20 protein-coding genes are annotated in these 19,304 nt (G+C 38.3%); 5 read left to right on the top strand and 15 right to left on the bottom strand.

Going from position 1 to position 19,304, the window contains the following annotated elements; genetic code table 11:
• The first annotated feature begins 38 nt into the window (after window positions 1–38).
• Together SOP96_RS08405 and SOP96_RS08400 are read left to right on the top strand one after the other, a co-directional pair.
• Entirely contained in the window at window positions 39–680 is a 642-nt protein-coding gene (locus SOP96_RS08405) for a hypothetical protein (RefSeq protein ID WP_326320536.1), read from the top strand.
• A gap of 26 nt (window positions 681–706) precedes the next feature.
• The gene (locus tag SOP96_RS08400; RefSeq protein ID WP_169232222.1) at window positions 707–1,681 is read left to right on the top strand and encodes a deoxyhypusine synthase family protein; all 975 of its coding nucleotides are present in this window, start codon (window positions 707–709) and stop codon (window positions 1,679–1,681) included.
• A gap of 219 nt (window positions 1,682–1,900) precedes the next feature.
• Here the strand turns inward: SOP96_RS08400 and SOP96_RS08395 are convergent, their stop codons facing one another.
• Both SOP96_RS08395 and SOP96_RS08390 read right to left on the bottom strand, forming a co-directional pair.
• Window positions 1,901–2,047 (bottom strand): hypothetical protein, encoded by a 147-nt coding sequence (locus SOP96_RS08395; RefSeq protein ID WP_326320535.1) that lies wholly within the window; start codon window positions 2,045–2,047, stop codon window positions 1,901–1,903.
• Between the two features lie 105 nt (window positions 2,048–2,152).
• Entirely contained in the window at window positions 2,153–2,941 is a 789-nt protein-coding gene (locus tag SOP96_RS08390; RefSeq protein ID WP_326320534.1) for a glucose 1-dehydrogenase, read from the bottom strand.
• 129 nt (window positions 2,942–3,070) lie between these two features.
• On the opposite strand from SOP96_RS08390, the gene SOP96_RS08385 reads away from it, so the two are divergent.
• Entirely contained in the window at window positions 3,071–3,367 is a 297-nt protein-coding gene (locus tag SOP96_RS08385) for an MGMT family protein (RefSeq protein ID WP_326320533.1), read from the top strand.
• A gap of 160 nt (window positions 3,368–3,527) precedes the next feature.
• Here the strand turns inward: SOP96_RS08385 and htpG are convergent, their stop codons facing one another.
• The 11 genes from htpG to SOP96_RS08330 form a co-directional block, all read right to left on the bottom strand.
• Window positions 3,528–5,420 (bottom strand): molecular chaperone HtpG, encoded by a 1,893-nt coding sequence (htpG, locus tag SOP96_RS08380; protein ID WP_326320532.1) that lies wholly within the window; start codon window positions 5,418–5,420, stop codon window positions 3,528–3,530.
• 198 nt (window positions 5,421–5,618) lie between these two features.
• Window positions 5,619–6,620, bottom strand: coding sequence for a recombinase RecA (gene recA / locus SOP96_RS08375; protein WP_029295776.1), 1,002 nt, complete (start codon window positions 6,618–6,620; stop codon window positions 5,619–5,621).
• Window positions 6,621–6,809: 189 nt separating this feature from the next.
• A complete protein-coding gene (locus tag SOP96_RS08370) occupies window positions 6,810–8,006 on the bottom strand; it encodes an oxygenase MpaB family protein (RefSeq protein ID WP_326320531.1) in 1,197 nt (398 codons plus the stop codon).
• Between the two features lie 227 nt (window positions 8,007–8,233).
• Window positions 8,234–8,752: a hypothetical protein gene (locus tag SOP96_RS08365; protein WP_326320530.1), complete on the bottom strand. Its 519-nt coding sequence runs from the start codon at window positions 8,750–8,752 to the stop codon at window positions 8,234–8,236.
• Window positions 8,753–8,832: 80 nt separating this feature from the next.
• Entirely contained in the window at window positions 8,833–9,837 is a 1,005-nt protein-coding gene (gene gap / locus SOP96_RS08360; protein ID WP_283421806.1) for a type I glyceraldehyde-3-phosphate dehydrogenase, read from the bottom strand.
• Between the two features lie 29 nt (window positions 9,838–9,866).
• Window positions 9,867–10,853 (bottom strand): 6-phosphofructokinase, encoded by a 987-nt coding sequence (pfkA, locus tag SOP96_RS08355; RefSeq protein WP_326320529.1) that lies wholly within the window; start codon window positions 10,851–10,853, stop codon window positions 9,867–9,869.
• Between the two features lie 80 nt (window positions 10,854–10,933).
• Window positions 10,934–11,806, bottom strand: a complete 873-nt coding sequence (locus SOP96_RS08350; protein WP_326320528.1) for a DUF4846 domain-containing protein — start codon at window positions 11,804–11,806, stop codon at window positions 10,934–10,936.
• A 46-nt stretch (window positions 11,807–11,852) separates the two neighbouring features.
• Window positions 11,853–12,611, bottom strand: a complete 759-nt coding sequence (locus SOP96_RS08345; RefSeq protein WP_326320527.1) for a TIGR03915 family putative DNA repair protein — start codon at window positions 12,609–12,611, stop codon at window positions 11,853–11,855.
• Window positions 12,612–12,679: 68 nt separating this feature from the next.
• Entirely contained in the window at window positions 12,680–12,976 is a 297-nt protein-coding gene (locus tag SOP96_RS08340; RefSeq protein WP_326320526.1) for a type II toxin-antitoxin system RelE/ParE family toxin, read from the bottom strand.
• Window positions 12,969–13,199: a type II toxin-antitoxin system ParD family antitoxin gene (locus SOP96_RS08335; RefSeq protein WP_326320525.1), complete on the bottom strand. Its 231-nt coding sequence runs from the start codon at window positions 13,197–13,199 to the stop codon at window positions 12,969–12,971. The genes SOP96_RS08340 and SOP96_RS08335 overlap by 8 nt, the downstream gene beginning before the upstream one ends.
• Window positions 13,200–13,273: 74 nt before the next feature.
• A complete protein-coding gene (locus tag SOP96_RS08330; RefSeq protein ID WP_326320524.1) occupies window positions 13,274–14,533 on the bottom strand; it encodes a putative DNA modification/repair radical SAM protein in 1,260 nt (419 codons plus the stop codon).
• A gap of 146 nt (window positions 14,534–14,679) precedes the next feature.
• On the opposite strand from SOP96_RS08330, the gene SOP96_RS08325 reads away from it, so the two are divergent.
• Together SOP96_RS08325 and SOP96_RS08320 are read left to right on the top strand one after the other, a co-directional pair.
• Window positions 14,680–16,008, top strand: coding sequence for a hydroxymethylglutaryl-CoA reductase, degradative (locus SOP96_RS08325; protein ID WP_326320523.1), 1,329 nt, complete (start codon window positions 14,680–14,682; stop codon window positions 16,006–16,008).
• 151 nt (window positions 16,009–16,159) lie between these two features.
• Complete coding sequence (locus tag SOP96_RS08320) at window positions 16,160–16,546, top strand: DUF423 domain-containing protein (protein ID WP_326320522.1); 387 nt, start codon at window positions 16,160–16,162, stop codon at window positions 16,544–16,546.
• Between the two features lie 50 nt (window positions 16,547–16,596).
• Here SOP96_RS08320 and SOP96_RS08315 read toward each other — a convergent pair whose 3' ends face one another.
• Together SOP96_RS08315 and SOP96_RS08310 are read right to left on the bottom strand one after the other, a co-directional pair.
• Entirely contained in the window at window positions 16,597–17,997 is a 1,401-nt protein-coding gene (locus tag SOP96_RS08315; RefSeq protein ID WP_326320521.1) for a TolC family protein, read from the bottom strand.
• Complete coding sequence (locus SOP96_RS08310; RefSeq protein WP_326320520.1) at window positions 17,981–19,294, bottom strand: HlyD family secretion protein; 1,314 nt, start codon at window positions 19,292–19,294, stop codon at window positions 17,981–17,983. The genes SOP96_RS08315 and SOP96_RS08310 overlap by 17 nt, the downstream gene beginning before the upstream one ends.
• Window positions 19,295–19,304 lie beyond the last annotated feature (10 nt).

Here is a 19,304-nt window from a genome sequence, read left to right as displayed (position 1 = left end):
TTTTATTACTATATTTTTGCGGCAAAATAGTAAAACTAATGATCAGAAAACTTATTGCTGCCACATTTATTTCTATATCGGCGCTTTCATTTGCACAGAAATTTTCAATTATTCCCTCTGTGGGATATGCCTGGAGAACGGCTAAAACAATTCCGGGACTTTCAAGAGAGGAAGAAGACTATGTAAAAGGACTGAAGAGCGGAATGAATTTCGATATCTCCGCATACTATCAGGTGAGTCCGGTTGTATCCGTTGGATTAAAATATTCTAATTTCAGTGCTTCCAGCGATGGCTATATTTTAGGCTATGTAAATAATATGCCTGTTTCCGTTCCGGTAACTACAAAAGATCAGATCAACTTTTTCGGGCCTGCTATTATGATGTCAAATTTTACTGAAGAGACCAGACATAAAATGTTTATTGATGTTGGCTTGGGAGTTATCTCCTACACTACCACAACAGCGAATGTAAAAGGAACAGGATCAAATCTTGGAGCTGAACTTAATTTTGCTTATCAGTATCAGGTTACAAAGAACATTCTTATCGGGCCAAAGCTTGGACTTACAGCAGGAACACTTAATAAAATGAAAATTAATGGCGTTACTTATGATTTTGATGAAGACCAAAAAGAAGGTTTACACAGAGTTTCTTTGAGTGCAGCGGCCACATTCCGTTTTTAAGTTTTATCTTTGCAAAAAATAATTAAATGAGCAAACCGATTACTGAATTCATAGAAAAGTATTATCTGCACTTTAACGCGGCGGCATTGGTGGATGCTTCAAAGGGATATGTGGCGCATCTTAAGGATGGCGGGAAAATGATGATTACATTGGCAGGAGCTATGTCTACCGCAGAGCTGGGGAAAATTCTTGCTGAAATGATCCGTCAGGATAAGGTAGATTTTATCTCTTGTACAGGAGCAAACCTTGAAGAAGACCTTATGAATCTTGTAGCGCACTCTCACTACGAAAGAGTTCCACACTACAGAGATCTTACGCCGCAGGAAGAGTGGGGCCTTCTGGAAAGAGGACTGAACAGAGTTACCGATACCTGTATTCCTGAAGAAGAAGCTTTCAGAAGACTGCAGAAACACATCTATGAAATCTGGAAAGATGCCGATAACAAGGGAGAAAGATATTTCCCGCACGAATATATGTACAAAATGATTCTTTCAGGGGTTCTTGAACAATACTACGAAATTCCGAGAGAAAACTCATGGATGATTGCTGCAGCAGAAAAAAATCTGCCGATCGTGGTTCCGGGATGGGAAGATTCTACTATGGGAAATATTTTTGCATCCTACTGCATCAAGGGAGAACTGAAATTTTCTACCATGAAATCCGGGATCGAATACATGGCCTATCTTGCAGACTGGTACACGAAAAATTCATCAGGAAAAGGAGTAGGCTTCTTCCAGATTGGTGGAGGTATTGCCGGAGATTTCCCGATTTGTGTAGTGCCGATGCTGTATCAGGATATGGAAATGCATGATATTCCTTTCTGGTCGTATTTCTGTCAGATTTCAGACTCTACTACTTCTTACGGTTCCTATTCAGGAGCAGTGCCAAACGAGAAAATCACCTGGGGTAAGCTTGATATCACCACACCGAAATTTATCGTTGAAAGTGATGCAACCATATGTGCACCGTTGATGTTCTCATACATTTTAGAAAATTCATAAGCTGCAACTTTAAGTTCAATGCTTACATTCATACAAACGTTCCAATTTTGGGACGTTTTTTTGCTTAATTGTAAATCAGCGAGATATTGTATCTAAATCTTGGGCGTGCCCTTCTCTAATCCGGTCCAGCCTCTCAGGTCGGGCTGCTCCGGGCTCCACTTCGTTCCGGTCTCAAGAGACTGCTCGCTTCGCTCGCACCCTCCGTATCCCTCACGCAGATCAGTCCAGAGAATTCACCAGTACATAATACCGATAGGCCAGAATTCCTTTTTGCAGCTTGGTCAGGCTGTTAGGATCTTTATTGCTTAATTTTGGCAGAACAGCTTTATTCACCGTATTCAGCCATCGGAAAAACGATTTTTTCATAACAGATATTTTATTGTAACATTCAAAAATTGTGCAATCATTTTGCTTATTTAAATAGAAATTGCCCGCATCTCTGCAGGCAATCTTAACACTTCATCACACAATTTATGAATTTCCGTACATATTAGATTCGCCACCGTCGATGGCAATCACCTGTCCGGATACATATCCGTTTTCATCACTTAAAAGATAGGCTACAAGATGAGCAACATCTTCAGGATTTCCCAGTCTTCTGGTTGGATTTCTGGAAGCATACTCTTTCTCTGCAGCTTTTGGATTATCGGGATTTACCTGTTTGAAAGCTTCGGCAACCATAGGCGTAAGAATAGCTCCCGGCGCAATGGCATTGGTCAGGATGTTGTCTTTACCATATTCCAATGCTGCATTTTTGGTCATTCCGGCTACGGCATGCTTGGTAGCAACATACGCGGTCTGGTTTAAAACTCCGCGGATTCCTCCCACAGAAGCCACATTTACAATTTTTCCGCCGTTTTTCTGTAATTCAGGGATAACGTATTTCATTCCGTAATACACCCCTAAAAGATTAATATCAATTACTTTTTTAAAAACATTGATGTCGTAATCCACTAATGAGGCCTGCTTGCCTTCAATCCCGGCATTATTGTAAAGCCCATCAACCTTTCCGAATTCTTTCACAGTTTGGTCGACATAATTTTTTACGTTCTCTTCCACGGAAACATCTGCTGCTACAGTTAGAAATTTTCTATCCGGGAATTTCGACGCTAATTCTTCTTTGGTCTTATTTAGTGCTTCATCATTATAATCTACAAGAGTAAGATCGGCTCCTTTCCACGCCAGAACTTCCGCTGCCGCCAGTCCCAATCCCATTGCTGCTCCTGTTACAATTATTACTTTTCCTTTTAAATTCGCCATATTTTCTGAATTTTTGTTATTATAAAGTTACGGACTGAAAATTTTTTTCATCTTGATGTATGATAAGTAATGCTGCATATATGAGATAAGAAACAGATTTGTTACTTTTGATTTTATGAATTCTTTATTATGAATGAAGTTTTTAAAAAGCAGGTCTGGGAAATCACGAAATTAGTTCCCAAAGGAAGAGTAACAAGTTATGGCGCTATAGCCAAAGCCGTAGGTTTTCCCAACCATTCGCGGCATGTGGGTAGGGCAATGGGAGGATGTCCGCCGGATGTTCCTGCGCACCGTGTGATCTCAAGTTCCGGAACCTTGTCCGTCCCTGAATTTCAAAAGAAATTGGAAGCCGAAGGAATTTTAGTTGAAAATTTTAGAATTAAGGATTTCAGGAAATTATTTTGGGATCCGATGACGGAATTATAATCAGGAATTACTGTATCAGCAACCCGAGCCACGAAATGGCAACATCTATCAGGATTGGATGCTAATCCAATCTATTAAAAAACATAATTGGCAACCAACCATTCAATAAAAAATTTCGGGGCGACGAAGTCGCCCCGAAACCAAATGTAAAATAGTCAAATTATTTTTCCAGTTGTTTATAGCTTCTCTGAATAAAATCAGTAAGCTCTTTTCCTTTCAGTAAATTCTGTGAAAGTTTAGCAAGATCAACAGCATGCTGAATCAGTCCTGTTTTTTCTTCTGTGTTTTCTGTTTTGAGGATCTGTCCGGCAAACTCACTGTTGGAGTTTACTACAAGATTATACATTTCCGGAAATCCTCCCATTCCGAACATTCCGCTGCCGCCGGTTGCCTGCATATCTTTCATTCTTCTCATAAATTCCGGTTGGGTAATGGTGAATGGGGCATCGGTGCTGTCCAAATCTTCAAGCTGAACGGTAAACTTTTTATCTGTGATCGCCTCTTCAACAGATTTTTTTAATGATTCTTTTTCCGTTTCGTTTAATTTAGCAATAATTGGCTCATCCTTTTTGATCAGATTATTGATGTGGTCGGCATCTACTCTTGCAAAAGAAATTTTCTCTTTTGAAGTTTCCAGTTTCTGGATGACGTGAGGAATAATCGGTGAATCTAACAGGAGAACTTCATATCCCTTGTCTTTTGCAGCCTGAATATAACTATGTTGTTCATCCGCATTAGAAGCGTACAGAACGATAAGATTTCCGTCTTTATCTGTTTGGTTAGGTTTGATTTTTTCTTCCAGTTCATTCCAAAGAAAATATTTTCCGTCGGTAGTCGGGTAAAGGGTGAATTTATCAGCCTTTTCTGCAAATTTTTCTTCCGTAACAATTCCGTATTCGATAACTACCTTAATGTCATTCCACTTCTTTTCATAATCTTCACGGTTTTCATTAATCAGGGAAGACATCTTGTCGGCTACTTTCTTGGTGATATACGATGAAATCTTTTTAACAGCACCATCTGCCTGAAGATACGAGCGGGAAACGTTCAGCGGAATATCCGGAGAATCGATTACGCCACGGAGGAGCATTAAGAAATCCGGAACAATTCCTTTTACCTCATCCGTTACAAAAACCTGGTTTTGGTACAGCTGGATTTTATCTTTTTCAATATTTAAATTGTTGTTTAATTTAGGGAAAAATAAAATTCCGGTCAGGTTGAACGGATAGTCAACATTCAAATGGATGTTGAACAAAGGTTCTTCAAACTGCATCGGATACAATTCATGATAGAATTTCATGTAATCCTCATTGGTCAGCTCACTTGGAGCGATTGTCCATGCCGGAGTTGGGTTGTTGATGATATTATCAACTTCTTCCGTCTCTGCAACGGTATCTTCGGGAGCGTCTTCGGGTAGAGGCAACGTTTGTTTTTTTGTTCCGAATTTAATAGGAACAGGCATGAATTTATTATATTTCAACAGCAGTTCACGAATCTTACTTTCCTCTAAAAATTCGGTGGAATCTTCGGCAATATGAAGAATGATTTCCGTTCCACGCTCAGTCTTATCGGTGGTTTCTTCTAAAGTAAACTCGGGACTTCCGTCGCAGATCCATCGAACTGCAGGTTCATCTTTATAAGATTTGGTGATGATTTCCACTTTTTCGGCAACCATAAAGGCAGAATAAAACCCAAGTCCGAAATGTCCTATAATTCCCGAATCTTTTGCCGAATCCTTGTATTTTTCCAAAAACTCTTCAGCTCCTGAAAAAGCAACCTGGTTGATGTATTTTTCAACCTCTTCACCCGTCATCCCGATTCCCTGGTCTATAATATGAAGCGTCTTATTTTCTTTATCAATCTTGACCTCAATTTTCGGATTCCCGTATTCAACTTTAGCTTCCCCGATGCTTGTTAAGTGCTTTAATTTTAAAGTCGCATCTGTTGCATTGGAGATCAATTCTCTCAAGAATATTTCGTGGTCACTGTAAAGAAATTTTTTAATTAAGGGAAAAATATTTTCCACCGATACATTAATATTTCCTTTAGTCATAATAATTTAGTTTTGATTTTGCTTTTCTTTCTCAAAAAAAATACCGTTCGACAGAAAGTGACATTTTGGCATTAAAGGCAAAAGGGTAAAAAGTAAAAAGTGAGAAGTAAAAAGTTAAAGTGAAAATGATAATTTGATTTTGCAGACAAAAAAAGACAGCCTTTTCAGACTGTCTTCGATATTTTAAAAACTAAAAAATTATTTGTTTTTCAATTCTTCTTTGATTTTATTTTCAAGCTCTTCCGCAAGTTCAGGATTGTCTTTTAACACATCTTTTACCGCATCACGGCCTTGTCCGAGTTTTGTATCTTCATAGCTGAACCATGATCCGCTTTTCTTCACGATTCCCTGCTCTACAGCCTGATCAAGAATCTCTCCTGTTTTAGAAACACCTTCCCCGTACATAATGTCAAATTCTGCCTGTTTGAATGGTGGGGCTACTTTATTTTTTACAATTTTCACCTTCACACGGCTGCCGACAGCTTCATCACCATTTTTAATCGGCGCGCTTGCCTTTCTGATGTCTACTCTTACGGAAGCATAGAATTTCAAAGCGTTACCTCCGGTTGTAGTTTCAGGGTTCCCGAACATCACCCCGATTTTTTCTCTCAGCTGATTGATGAAAATTACAGTACATTTTGTTCTTGAAATGGTGGCTGTTAATTTTCTCAATGCCTGAGACATTAATCTTGCATGAAGACCCATTTTGGAATCTCCCATTTCTCCTTCAATTTCTGCCTTCGGAGTAAGAGCTGCAACCGAATCAATTACTACAATGTCAATTGCTCCGGAACGGATCAGGTTATCAGCGATTTCCAAAGCCTGTTCTCCGTTGTCCGGCTGGGAAATGATAAGGTTTTCAAGGTCGATTCCCAACTTTGCGGCATAGGTTCTGTCGAAAGCGTGTTCTGCATCAATGAACGCAGCAATTCCTCCAGCTTTTTGAGCTTCCGCAATCGCATGTAGAGTTAATGTTGTTTTACCGGAAGATTCAGGGCCGTAAATTTCAATGATTCTTCCTCTCGGGTAGCCACCCACTCCTAAAGCGATGTCTAATCCCAGAGATCCGGAAGGAATTACCTCAATGGTATTATCCACAGAACTGTCGCCCAATGTCATTACCGTTCCTTTTCCGTATGTTTTATCTAGCTTGTCAAGCACCAGTGCCAATGCTTTTTTCTTGTCGTCTATATTACTCATCTGTTGTTTAATAATTTATCAAAAATACAAAAAAATACACTGAAAAACTAATACTATCTACCACTAAAATGGTTTTTTATAGTTAAAAATTATAAATTTTAAGCATAAATTTTATTCGGGAAATGTTGATAAATCCTTCATGAAACATATATTACGATAGATTTATTGTTATGGATTTCAGAGACTTGATTAATGAAAATTTGAATTTTGAGTGATGCTGAGATAATCTGTTAATACCTTCATCTGATCTTTGTTTCCTTTCCGGATTCTCTGCTCGCGGCTTACCACTTTATTGTATATTTTATTAATAAATCTTTTGGTCAGGGGAAATGCTTTTCTATTGCTTATTTCCGGGATTTGCAGTCTTTTGCAGACCTCGTCGTCCAATAAAAACCAGGTGCATGAAATGTGAAGGTAACGAAGATTTTTTCTTTGAAATTTGTATTTTAATATAGGATTTTCAAGCGATTCATTTAATAAAGAATGTGCCAGCAAAACTGAATCATTGTCTGCCGGCGGCTGAATGGAAGTCCACATGTAGAAAAATTCGGTAGCCTGTTTTTTATTATCCGGCAATAATTTTTCCGGAATTCCCAAGAGGTAGCCTACATATTTCCAGAGATGGAAAAGTCCGTCTTCTTCATGCCTGGAAAAAGTGTTTCCAAGTTTGTGAAGGCTATGCAGAAAGACCAGGCTGAATCCGATATAAGTTGCCATCATATCCCATGAATTAATGGGTTCACCCCAGTTTTTGGTATCCCAGTTGTTATAGCGTTTTCTGATGGAAAGTCTTGCGTACGAATGAATGAGTCTGGTTTTAATAGCGAATTCATACCCTTTTTTATGAATTTCCAGTGCATTGTAGCGGGTTACATTTACCCAAAAATCAAGTGTCTCCGAAAGTCTTTTAACGGCGCCTTTTTTCAAAGCTTCCGTGGCAATAAGCGGTTTGTTCAGATAGGCAAAATCATAGCCGCCGATCAGGCAGTAGTCCCGGAGAGAGATAAGGGAGTCAAGATTGGCTCTCATACAGAGTGCTGCACCGCTTTTTAATAAATTGTGGTTCAGCCATTCCGGAATTGTTTGTGTCTGTAGAAACATATTTTTAACGCTTTCGGGTGCGTTTTCATTGGGGGAAACTCCGTTTCTGATATACTGTTCGATTTCCTTTGTGGCGTCACGAAAGTTTTTAGTAAAATAAATACCTTCCACAACCTGATCTCCTGTTTCATCCACATGATAATAATAGGGCGAAAATTTTTCAAAATCTTTAAAACTCACATCAGCTCCTGAAAAATCAATCAGCAGCTTTCCGTTGCCCTTTGTCCAGAAGTCTTTGAAGTGTACGGAGTCTTTATAACGTGGCTGTAAAATAGTGGTTTCCATCAATAATAAATGTACAAGTTTTACGCCGAAAAATGGAGGTGAGATTTGTCATTTGTCTTATTCTGCTTAGCGAAGACTACCAGAAATAAAGGAACTAATATCGGAATGAAATAATGTGCTAATTAATATCAGGTCCTCGATAGCCAAACAATCCATAAAGATAAAAACCTAAAACAAGAGCATAAATTACAGATGTTATGGTGAAAATGAGTACAATTGTATTATTTTTACTTTGCTTGGTGAAAAGCTTTATAACACCATAAGAAATTATCACCAATCCAATAGCAAAAAGATAAAAAATGTGTCCTGAATAAATAAGCTGCAGGCTCCACAATATACCGCCAATGGTTCCCCCCGATTATTCCTCCGGTTATACTTCCTATAAAGGTGGCGGGTTTTATTTCTTCGTCTTTTCTGGATGCTTCGATTTTATTGCAGGATACTTCTATAATTTCACGGATTTCTTCTGATGGTAACAATTCAGAATTTATTCTTGAATTTATGTCATTCTTTGTAAATCCTTGTGTGTATAATACGCCAGCTTCTTTACTAATTCTTATTTTTTCATTCTCTTTTTCAATTAATGAATTGTATCTGACTTTTAATGATTCTAATCCACCCCTGTTTTTTATTTCAATCTCTAAAGCTTTTTGTGCTTCTTGGGTATATGAATTTTTATTTGAATAAGCATTAATGAGTTCCGTATCAGAATACTGTGAATATCTTTCAATGAGTTCTTCAAACATATATGTTATTTTGCTTGGCTAAATTAAATAAAAAACCTTCCCACCGGGAAGGTTTTTTGTTACTTATTGCTCATTACTTATTATAAAGAAGCAGCATGTACCAACATATCTACCAACTTGTTAGAGTAACCCATTTCATTGTCATACCATGAAACAAGTTTTACAAAGTTTGGAGAAAGCATAATACCTGCGTCCTTATCGAAGATTGAAGTTCTCTTATCTCCCACAAAATCCTGAGAAACTACTGCATCTTCAGTATAACCTAAAATACCTTTCAATTCTCCTTCAGAAGCAGCTTTAATAGCAGCACAGATTTCATCGTAAGAAGTGGCTTTTTCAAGTCTTACCGTTAAATCTACTACAGAAACATCAACAGTTGGTACTCTGAAAGACATCCCTGTTAATTTTCCGTTTAATGAAGGAATTACTTTTCCTACCGCTTTTGCAGCACCTGTAGAAGAAGGGATGATATTGTTTAAAGCAGCTCTACCCCCTCTCCAGTCTTTCATGGAAGGTCCGTCAACTGTTTTCTGAGTTGCTGTTGTAGCGTGTACGGTAGTCATCAAACCTTCAACGATTCCGAAGTTATCGTGGATTACTTTAGCCAAAGGCGCTAAACAGTTGGTTGTACAAGAAGCGTTTGATAAAATTTTGATATCGTCAGTAAGTTCATTATGGTTTACCCCCATTACAAACATTGGAGTATCGTCTTTTGATGGTGCAGAAAGAATCACTTTCTTAGCACCTGCGTTGATATGCTTTGCAGCATTTTCCTTATCAAGGAATAACCCTGTAGATTCAACGATATAATCGGCACCGATTTCGTTCCATTTCAGGTTGTTCGGGTCTCTCTCGGCAGTTACTCTGATTCTTTTTCCGTTTACCACAAGATCATTTCCTTCAACAGAAACTTCACCCGGGAAAATACCGTGTACAGAATCGTATTTTAACATGTAAGCCATGTATTCTGCGTTAATCAGGTCGTTGATTCCTACCACTTCAATGTTATCTCTTTCTGTCATTGCTCTGAAAACAAGACGCCCGATTCTACCAAACCCGTTGATACCTACTTTAATTGTTGACATAATAGTTTGTTTTAAATTATATTAAAATATTAGATTGCTAAAATTTTCGAAATCAAAAGAAGATCTTCATTGATTTCATTATGCTTTTTGATGGCTTCTTCAATCGGAGTGTACACCAGATCATTAGAACGCATTCCGGCCATCACGTTGGTTTTTCCTTCCATTAGCCCGGTTACCGCACCGTACCCCAGTCTGCTTGCCAGAACCCTGTCTGCACAGCTTGGCGAACCTCCTCTTTGCATGTGTCCCAAAATAGCCACACGAATATCATAATCCGGAAAATCCTTTTTGGTTTTTTCTGCCAGTTCGTAAACGTTTGCTAATTTTTCACCTTCCGCTACAACAACAATACTGGAAGCTTTTCCCGTTTTTTCAGCATTTCTGAAGTTGGTGAAAAGATCTTCGATACTGTCTTTTCTTTCAGGAATTAAAATATCAAGCGCACCGGTTGCGAGTCCGCTGTTCAGGGCAATGAATCCTGCATCACGGCCCATAACCTCCACAAAGAAAACCCTGTTGTGGGAAGTCGCCGTATCACGGATTTTATCAATCGCATCCATTGCTGTATTTAAAGCGGTGTCGTAGCCAATCGTATTGTCTGTTCCGAAGATATCATTGTCAATGGTTCCCGGAACACCAATTACCCTGATCCCAAACTCTTCATTAAAGATCTTGGCACCCGTAAAAGTTCCGTCTCCGCCGATACAAACCAATCCGTCAATACCAAGTCTTACGCAGTGGTCATAAGCTTTCTGACGGCCTTCTTTGGTTTTAAATTCCATGGATCTGGCAGATTTCAGAATAGTTCCGCCCTGGTTGATTATATTTTTTACGGAACGGGGACCCATCTTTAGAAAATCTCCGTTTATAAGGCCATTGTAGCCTTCTCTTACACCGTAACATTCGATATCATAATAATTTGCGGTTCTCACTACCGCTCTTAATGCTGCATTCATCCCCGGAGCATCACCTCCAGAGGTAAGAACGGCAATTTTTTTTACTGCACTCTCTTTCATCTAGTAAAAAGTTTCGAACACAAATTTACAAAAACAAGTTCAGATAATAACAGTAAGTCGAGAAGAGTTTTGAATATACATTATTTAAATCGTCTAAAATTTACAGGTTTAAAAATATATCTGGCTGTTATAATTTCCGGATCATCAACATCAAGCGGATACCATGGGGAAATGTTTTTATCAAAAGGATTGGAAATGATATGAACCGACTGTGCAGGCGTAAAACCTTCTCCCAAAAGATACAGTTTTTTGCCTTCTTTATTTTTGCACGCTCCCGAAATAAAAACCACATGGCCCGGACTTCCGGGCGTAATCAGGATGTCTCCGGTTTTGAGATTGTTATTTTTGATTACAGGTGATGTTTCCTGGTACAAAGAAATGGTTCCTGCATAGTTGAAAATCAGGTCAAGATAATTTCTGAAGTTTGTATAAGAATCATCAAATTCCGCAGTCTTTTTAAAATTGACAGAATTTCCGTTCACAAAAGCTCTGATTCCATTTTTATAGTCATTCCACGAAACCAGATCACCGCTGGTAAAATGAAATTGTATTGCATCAAAATTTTTAGACTTAAATAAATATTCCGCTCTCAGGCGAATGACTGCATCGGCGCATTGCTGAAGATCTTTGTTACCGGTATCTAATTCAAAAACCGCTTCATGGAGATGCTGGGTTCTGATTTTATTGCCGTCATATTTCAGGATTGGGCTTCCGTAAGGTTTTAAAGGGAAATGCTCAATAAAATATCCGAAAGAACCAGACTTTTCTTCCATCCATTCATAGCCTTCCGGGGCCGGAAATCTTTCTCTGACAGTGTTCTTATTTTGATTGATTATGAGTTGACGATTTTGAGAATCTTCATTTATTGTGGTCAAACTTTTACTTTCCGATCTTTTCTCGCTACAGTTCATGATGAGTAATAAAAAAGCGATTCCAGTGAGAAATTTTTTCATAATTTAAATTTGCCTGAAGATATATATCTGTTTCCAAAATTTGAATTTACCATTTTTCCGTTAAATATTTCCAATATCTTTTAGGGACGTGCTGAAGATGCAGTTTCAAATTTTTTCTTTCAACAATATTGGTTTTGGTGAAATACCGTTGCCACAGCGTCTGGTAATTTTTTTCCTGATCGTGGAATTTTTGTTCATATTTGTTGAGGTCAATTCTTTCATCGGGATAAAAGAAGTCGCAGGTTTCCAGGTCGTAAAACAGTCCGTAATTTCTGCGCAAGTCATAGATCATCCATTTCTGATCCTGGTAACGGTCTTTAAAATGTTTCCTAATCAGCGGAAGCACATTGGAGTCAGGATCAATTTTAGCAAAAAACACCTCATCCTGCATTTTTTCAAACCGGACAAAAGCGGTCATTCTATGTCGTTCGCGGCTTACGGATTTACAGATTTTAGAGATTTTTAAGATAGCTTCATCAGCATAATTCTGAAGAATATTTTCATCCGGATGTTTTATAGATTGCTTTACCGCAGATAAAATAAGCTGTTCTGCTTCAGGATCTTCGGATAGGTACACTTTCAAGAGCTCATGAATACCTTGTTTGCCAATGTTTTTTTCGAGTTTATTTAAAACTCTTTCCGATTTATCATTCTGCGTAATCACTTCATGAATCTCGGCGAAAATATTTTCCTGATGAAACCTTTCCCTGCTGATAATTTCCACGTCTTTATAACGGTATTCAAAAACTTCAAATACTGCGGTGAAAAGTCCGTCGAAACTTCCGTCGTAGAGTAGGGTGGTCATTTTTTAATATAATCTGGTAATTTAACAAAGTAACAATTCTGAAATGTATATGTAATCAAAGACAAGAGTTAAAAATAATTTGGGAGATCTTTGCTTCCATGCAATACTCTTACAATACGAATATATTTATCCAAAATTCTATAGAAAATAATATGATTATCCTTCGGGAAACTATATAAACCTTCTTTTATTTCATTACGTGTTTTGCCTGATTCCGGATGTGCAACTAAAATTTGAAAAACGTCTTCAATCTCTAAAAGATATTTTTCAGCTTGATCAAAACCAAAATGATTTAATGTATAATCAAAAATATCTTCCAAATCTTTATCTGCCGCTTCAGACAGGATGTAGATTTTTTCAGGCATCCTTTTTTTTCTTAGAGTCAATAATATCTTTTATCGATCGCGAACTTGAATTACTGTCCCACCCTTTTTCAATTTCAGCCTTTAAATCCTGAATTACCCTGTGCCGATATACTTCGTGAAGCCGCAACGCATCCCGTACCACTTCACTGGCATTCTGAAAATCTCCGGATTTTATCTGCTCTGCAATATAATCTTCCTGCTTTTTTGTAAAACTGACATTCATTGTTGATCTTTTTCCGAAATTACAAAATGTATCTATATTTAGCAAATTTGGATATTGGTTTGAATATGGTGGTTTTAAAACAAAGTCAGCTGCTGCGAAAACTGATTGTGAAACTTAGAAGAGCTTCCGCCAATTAATAGTTTTCTAAAATTTTTATCCGTTAAATATTTGAGATAAGCATTTCCGGAATTAAAATCAATAAAATATCTGGCGCGGTTAACGGCTGCTCCCAGTTTGCTGAGGTGATCCATTGTAAGAACCTGAAAGCGTCTTGCGCTGACAATTTTTTTTGCGGTTTTCACACCAATTCCCGGAATTCTTAAAATCATCTGGTAATCTGCTGTCTGAAGATTGACGGGGAACTGATCCAGATGTCTCAAGGCCCAGCTCATTTTAGGATCCATTTCAAGATCAAGGAAAGGCATATTCGGATCCAGGATTTCTTCTGCTTTAAAGCCGTAAAATCGCATCAGCCAGTCAGACTGATATAGCCTGTTTTCACGAAGCATCGGAACTTCGGTCGTTAACGAAGGCAGCCGTTTATCTTCCAGCACCGGTACATATCCTGAATAATACACTCTTTTCAGATTGAAGTTTTTATAAAAATGATCCGCTACTTTTATGATCTGAAGGTCATTTTCATTGGTTGCGCCTACAATCATTTGGGTAGACTGCCCCGCAGGAGCAAACTTGGGAACTTTTCTGAAAATCTTTTTTTCGTCTTTATACTGGGCAATTCCGTTTTGAATATATTTCATCGGATTCAGCATATCCTGACGGTTTTTTTCAGGAGCGAGAAGTTTCAGTCCGCTTTCCGTGGGAATTTCAAGATTTATGGATAACCGGTCTGCATACAAAGCCGCTTCCTGCATTAGTTCATCACTCGCTCCGGGAATTGATTTCAAATGAATATATCCGTTAAAATTCTCTTCAAGACGAAGCTTTTTGGCTACCCGAACCAATCGTTCCATCGTGGTATCTGCATTTTTGAAAATACCCGAGCTTAAAAACAATCCTTCAATATAATTTCTACGGTAAAAATTAATGGTGAGATCTACAACCTCCTCTACTGTAAACCCTGCCCTTTTAATATCATTGGAACTTCTGGAAACACAATAAGCGCAATCATAAATGCAATGATTGGTAAGCAAAATTTTTAAAAGTGAAACACATCTACCGTCTTCGGTGTAGGTATGGCAGATTCCGCTTACGGAACTGTCTCCTAAAGCACCTTTTTTATTTTTTCTCTTCCCTCCGCTTGATGAGCAGGATACATCATATTTTGCAGCATCAGCAAGGATTTCGAGTTTTTCTTTCAGGCGGTCAAAATTCATATTTTAATTTGATTATCTTAAAGTTAAATAAGATGAATGGTTCAAATTTAGCTCCAAAATTGATAAATATCAATCTTTTTCGATTGAAGTTATCAACAACAGGAAGTTACAAAATCACTATATTTACAATTCTATAAAGATAAACTATGAATCATCAACCGGTAGAAGGTTTTTCCAAACTTTCCAAGCAAAGAAAAATCGATTGGCTCATCTCAGAATACCTTAGTAACGACCGCAGTTACGAACAGATTTTACAGCAATACTGGAACAACAATGCAGAACTTCAAAAACTTCATGAAGAGTTTTCTGAAAATACCATTTCCAACTTTTATATGCCCTACGGAATTGCTCCTAATTTCCTGATTGACGGGAAATTATTGGCTTTGCCAATGGCTGTTGAAGAAAGTTCCGTGGTAGCGGCAGCATCTAAAGCGGCGAAATTCTGGATCGATAAAGGAGGCTTCAAAACAACCATCATCAACACCGAAAAACTCGGTCACACTCACTTTATATTCAACGTAGAATCGCATAAATTATTACATTTTTTCAACTTCAGGCTAAAGAAAAAGCTCTTTGAAGCAACGGAAGATATTACGGCGAATATGCGCAAACGCGGCGGCGGAATTTTAGATATCAAATTAATTGATAAAACTGCTGAAATGCCGAATTATTACCAGCTGAAGGCCAGCTTCGACACCGTAGATTCCATGGGAGCGAATTTTATTAATTCCTGCCTGGAACAATTTGGGAAAACATTGAAGCAGGAAGTAGCGGAAAATGAAGATTTTACCCAAGAAGAAAAAGATTCATTACAGATTGTGATGAATATACTTTCCAATTTTACGCCCGATTGTATCGTAAGAGCTGAAGTGTCCTGCAAGATTGATGACCTTAAAGATGACAGCGGAATTTCCAACGAAGAATTTGCATGGAAATTCAAGCAGGCGGTTACAATTGCTGAAATTGAACCTTTCCGTGCAACAACGCATAATAAAGGAATTATGAATGGGGTAGATGCGGTAGTTATTGCCACCGGAAACGATTTCAGAGCAACGGAAGCCTGCGCGCATGCCTATGCTGCAAGAAACGGAAGGTATTCTTCTTTAACCCATTGTACGACAGATAACGGAATTTTCCGGTTCTGGATCGATCTTCCGATTTCAGTAGGCGTTGTTGGAGGTTTGACAAATCTTCATCCTTTGGTCAAGTTTTCTCTTGCATTGTTAGGAAAACCTTCTGCACAGGAATTAATGAGCATCATGGCAGTATCCGGCCTGGCGCAGAATTTCGGGGCACTACGTTCTTTAATTACTACCGGAATTCAGAAAGGACATATGAAAATGCATTTGCTGAATATCCTGAACCAAATGGGCGCAACGGAAGAAGAAAAGCAGCATTTCGTAACCTATTTCAAGGATAAAACAGTGAGCCACCACGAAGTAATCCATGAGTTTAACAGATTGAGAGGACAATAATGTTGGGAATTATTGTCTCTGCTTGTATGCTGGCTTTCGGAGTATTTCTGAAATTAACTAAAAATCCCGGTTTTGTTCAGAATAAAAAGTTTGCCTGGATTTTTATAGGAATCGGACTCGTGTCTTTAATATTCAAAATTTTACATTACAAATGAAAACAATAACATTAATTTTTGGAGCGGTATACGGAATGCTGTCTGTGATCTTGGGAGCCTTCGGCGCACACGCTTTAAAGAAAATCCTTTCTGTGGAAAGACTGGAAAGTTTTGAAACGGGAGTACGCTATCAAATGTATGCAGCCTTTTTTTTACTGATTGTCGGTTACATTTTAAAATTTGAAACAAAAACTGAAAACTGGATTTCCTGGCTGATGATTTTCGGAACAATGCTTTTCTCTTTCAGTATTTACGGATTGAGTATGCAGGATTATTTCGGGATGAATCTTAAATTTCTCGGACCAGTCACTCCGCTTGGAGGTCTGCTGATGATCCTGAGCTGGGCATTGCTGATTTTCTACTTTGTAAAGATGAAAAATTAATCCGAAATAAAAAAGGAATTCAAAATTTACAGAATTCCTTTTTTCATTTATTATAGAAAGTTTTCTTTCATCCATTTTAGTTTGTTGTAGCTTTTCAGGAATTTATTGTTGAGAAGAATAAACTTTTCCTGAGCATCAATCATTTTATTTTCCCTTGAATTGATGAGGAACAATGAACTTTCCCCATTGTTATACCGGATCTCTTCAGCCTGGAGAAGCCGCTGGTAATTCGTAAGATTGTCCCGTGCAATATCAATTTGTGAATGATAGTTAATAACTTCGTTTTTATAAGTCAGGATCTTGGTTTCCAGCTCTCTTCTTTTAACCTGTGTATCAAGCGTATTCTGTTGTATTTTAAGTTTTGCGATCTGATAATTTGCCCTTGCCTCCCTTTGGAAAACAGGGATTTCCAGCTTCAGTCCGTACTGGAAATTATTATCGAAAAGCGGAAGATAATCTGCCCGGTAATTTTCTTTGTTAAAGAAATTATAGGTAAAATCCAGCTTGGGTAAGAAGCTTTGCCATTTTAGTCTTCTTTCACTTTCCAGAATATTCTGTTTCTGAAAGTAATACTGCAATGAAAAATGATTGTTCAGGTTTTGATTTTCCACCTGCTGGATCAGCATTTCAAAATTACTGAAAGCCTCACTGCTGTTCATTCTGTCGGAGGGATAAATCATTGCCGTAAGGTCATAAAGTTCTCTGTTGTCTTTCCATAAAAAAAGCTGAAGATCCTGCGTGCTTTTCACAAAATTCAGAAAAGCATCCCTCTCCTGAAGCCGGAAGCTCTGCAGCTGCGATGCTGCTTCCACAGTGTCAATAGCAGGCCTTTCCCCAAAATTAAATGTTTTTTTAGTAAGCTCGAGACGTTCTTCATTAATTAAAACGGCTTTGCGCTGAAGCTCATAAATTTCAAAGTTTTTCACCCATTCCCAATAGGTGTTTTCGGCTTCCAGAAGTAGGTCGTTTGTGAGAACGGTTTGTTCTGCTTCTGTCATTTTCAGGGCGTATCTGGCCTGTTCCAGCATAGCTCTTCTTTTGTCATACAAAAGATTTTTAGCTAAAGGAACGATAACCCCGAACTGGTAAAGCCCGCCTTTGGTATCGCTGTTGTTGAGTTTTTCTCCGTCCAGGTAATTGTAGCTTCCTGTAATATCAATCCCGTACCACGTAGGAATGCCGAGTTCCAGGTTTCTCTGTCTGTAATACTGTACACCGTCGATATTTTTTTCTCCAAGCTTTCCGCCAAGCACCGGGTCAAAATTTCCTCTGGCGCTGGTAATTTCTGATGCTGCAATTTTATTCTGTAGTTGGTATTTTATGGCTAAGGGATGATAATTTTTTACAATGGAAATAAATTCTTTTGCAGATATCTTCAGAGAATCCTGTGCTGAAAATATTCCGCAGAACAGCATGGCAAAAAGAAATATGATTTTATTTCTGTTTTTCATTCTGACTGGTTTTTGCAGTTTTAACTTCATAATAATCCGGCGGGAAACCATTGATGTTTCGCCACAGCTCATACCATATCGGAACATCATTCAAAATAGCAATTCCCTGGACCCCGGTACCCATTCTTATTTTCGGAGGCCATCTTTTCTGGGTCTTATCTTCGACAATGAGTGCTTTGAAAAGACCATTGGCGCTGATATTATTTTCGATGGCAATTACTTTTCCGGCAAATGTTCCGTAGCTGGAATCCGGCCATCCCGAGAATACGATGGCAGGAAAACCATCAAAAATACACATGACTCGCTGGCCTTCTTTGATAAGTGGAAGGTCAACAGGTTTAATATAAATTTCCACAGCATAATCAACCGTTTTCGGCACAATAATCCCGATGCTTTCCGTTTCTTTCAGGATTTCCCCGATCCCGGCCTTGTTGAGCTGAACAATCTGGCCGTCCTGGGAAGCAACAATAAAGTAAAGTCCCTGACGGAATTTGTAATTGGCAACCTGGTTTTCCAGCTTGGCAATATCTCCTTCGCTGCCTTCAATCTGCCCCATGCTCTGAAATCTTTCGCCTTCAGTTTTGCTGAGCTTTTCGGTATAGTCCTGGATTACGGCGTTCTGCTCGATGCTCATGTTTGAAATTTCCTGCCGGGTTTGAAGCACTTTGTTTTCAGAAGCCGTTTTTTTTGCGATAGCATTCTGATAAGATATGCTTCGTTGCTGAAATTGTGTTAAAGAAACGAGTCCTTCATCATACATTTTTTTCTGTCTTGCATATTGGTCTTCAGAAAGCTTCAGCTCGTTTTTTACTGCGGCAAGCTCTGCTTCTTCACCAGCGAGTTTGTTTTTCAGCTGGCTGATTTTTATATCAATCTGGTTTAATTTAAGATCTTTCGCCGTAGCAAGTGCCTGAAGCTGGCTGTTGGTGGCACCCACTTTTGCTTCGTAATAATCCCGTACTCCTTTTTTTGCCTCTACCTGCTGTTCGGTTCTTTTTACCAATAACGGATCAAAGTAATCATCTTTTACTTCCGAAAGTTGTAGGATTGTATCTCCTTTTTTTACATAGTCTCCGTTTTTAACATACCATTTGATGATTTTTCCGGGAATAGGAGAGTTAAGCTGTTGCGGGCGCTGTTCCTGATAAAGCGTCGTTACATTCCCCATTACTTTAATATTTTGGGTCCATGGAAGAAAGAGTACGATAATCGCTACAATAAAAAATGACAGAAACCATCTTTTAACATAGGATTTTTTCTGGATATTATATATTTTATCAAAAGACTGAATTTTCATACCTGTATTT

Origin of the sequence: Chryseobacterium salviniae, assembly GCF_035819015.1 — a bacterium.
Taxonomy (GTDB): domain Bacteria; phylum Bacteroidota; class Bacteroidia; order Flavobacteriales; family Weeksellaceae; genus Chryseobacterium; species Chryseobacterium salviniae.
This window is presented reverse-complemented; position numbering and strand designations above follow the sequence as displayed.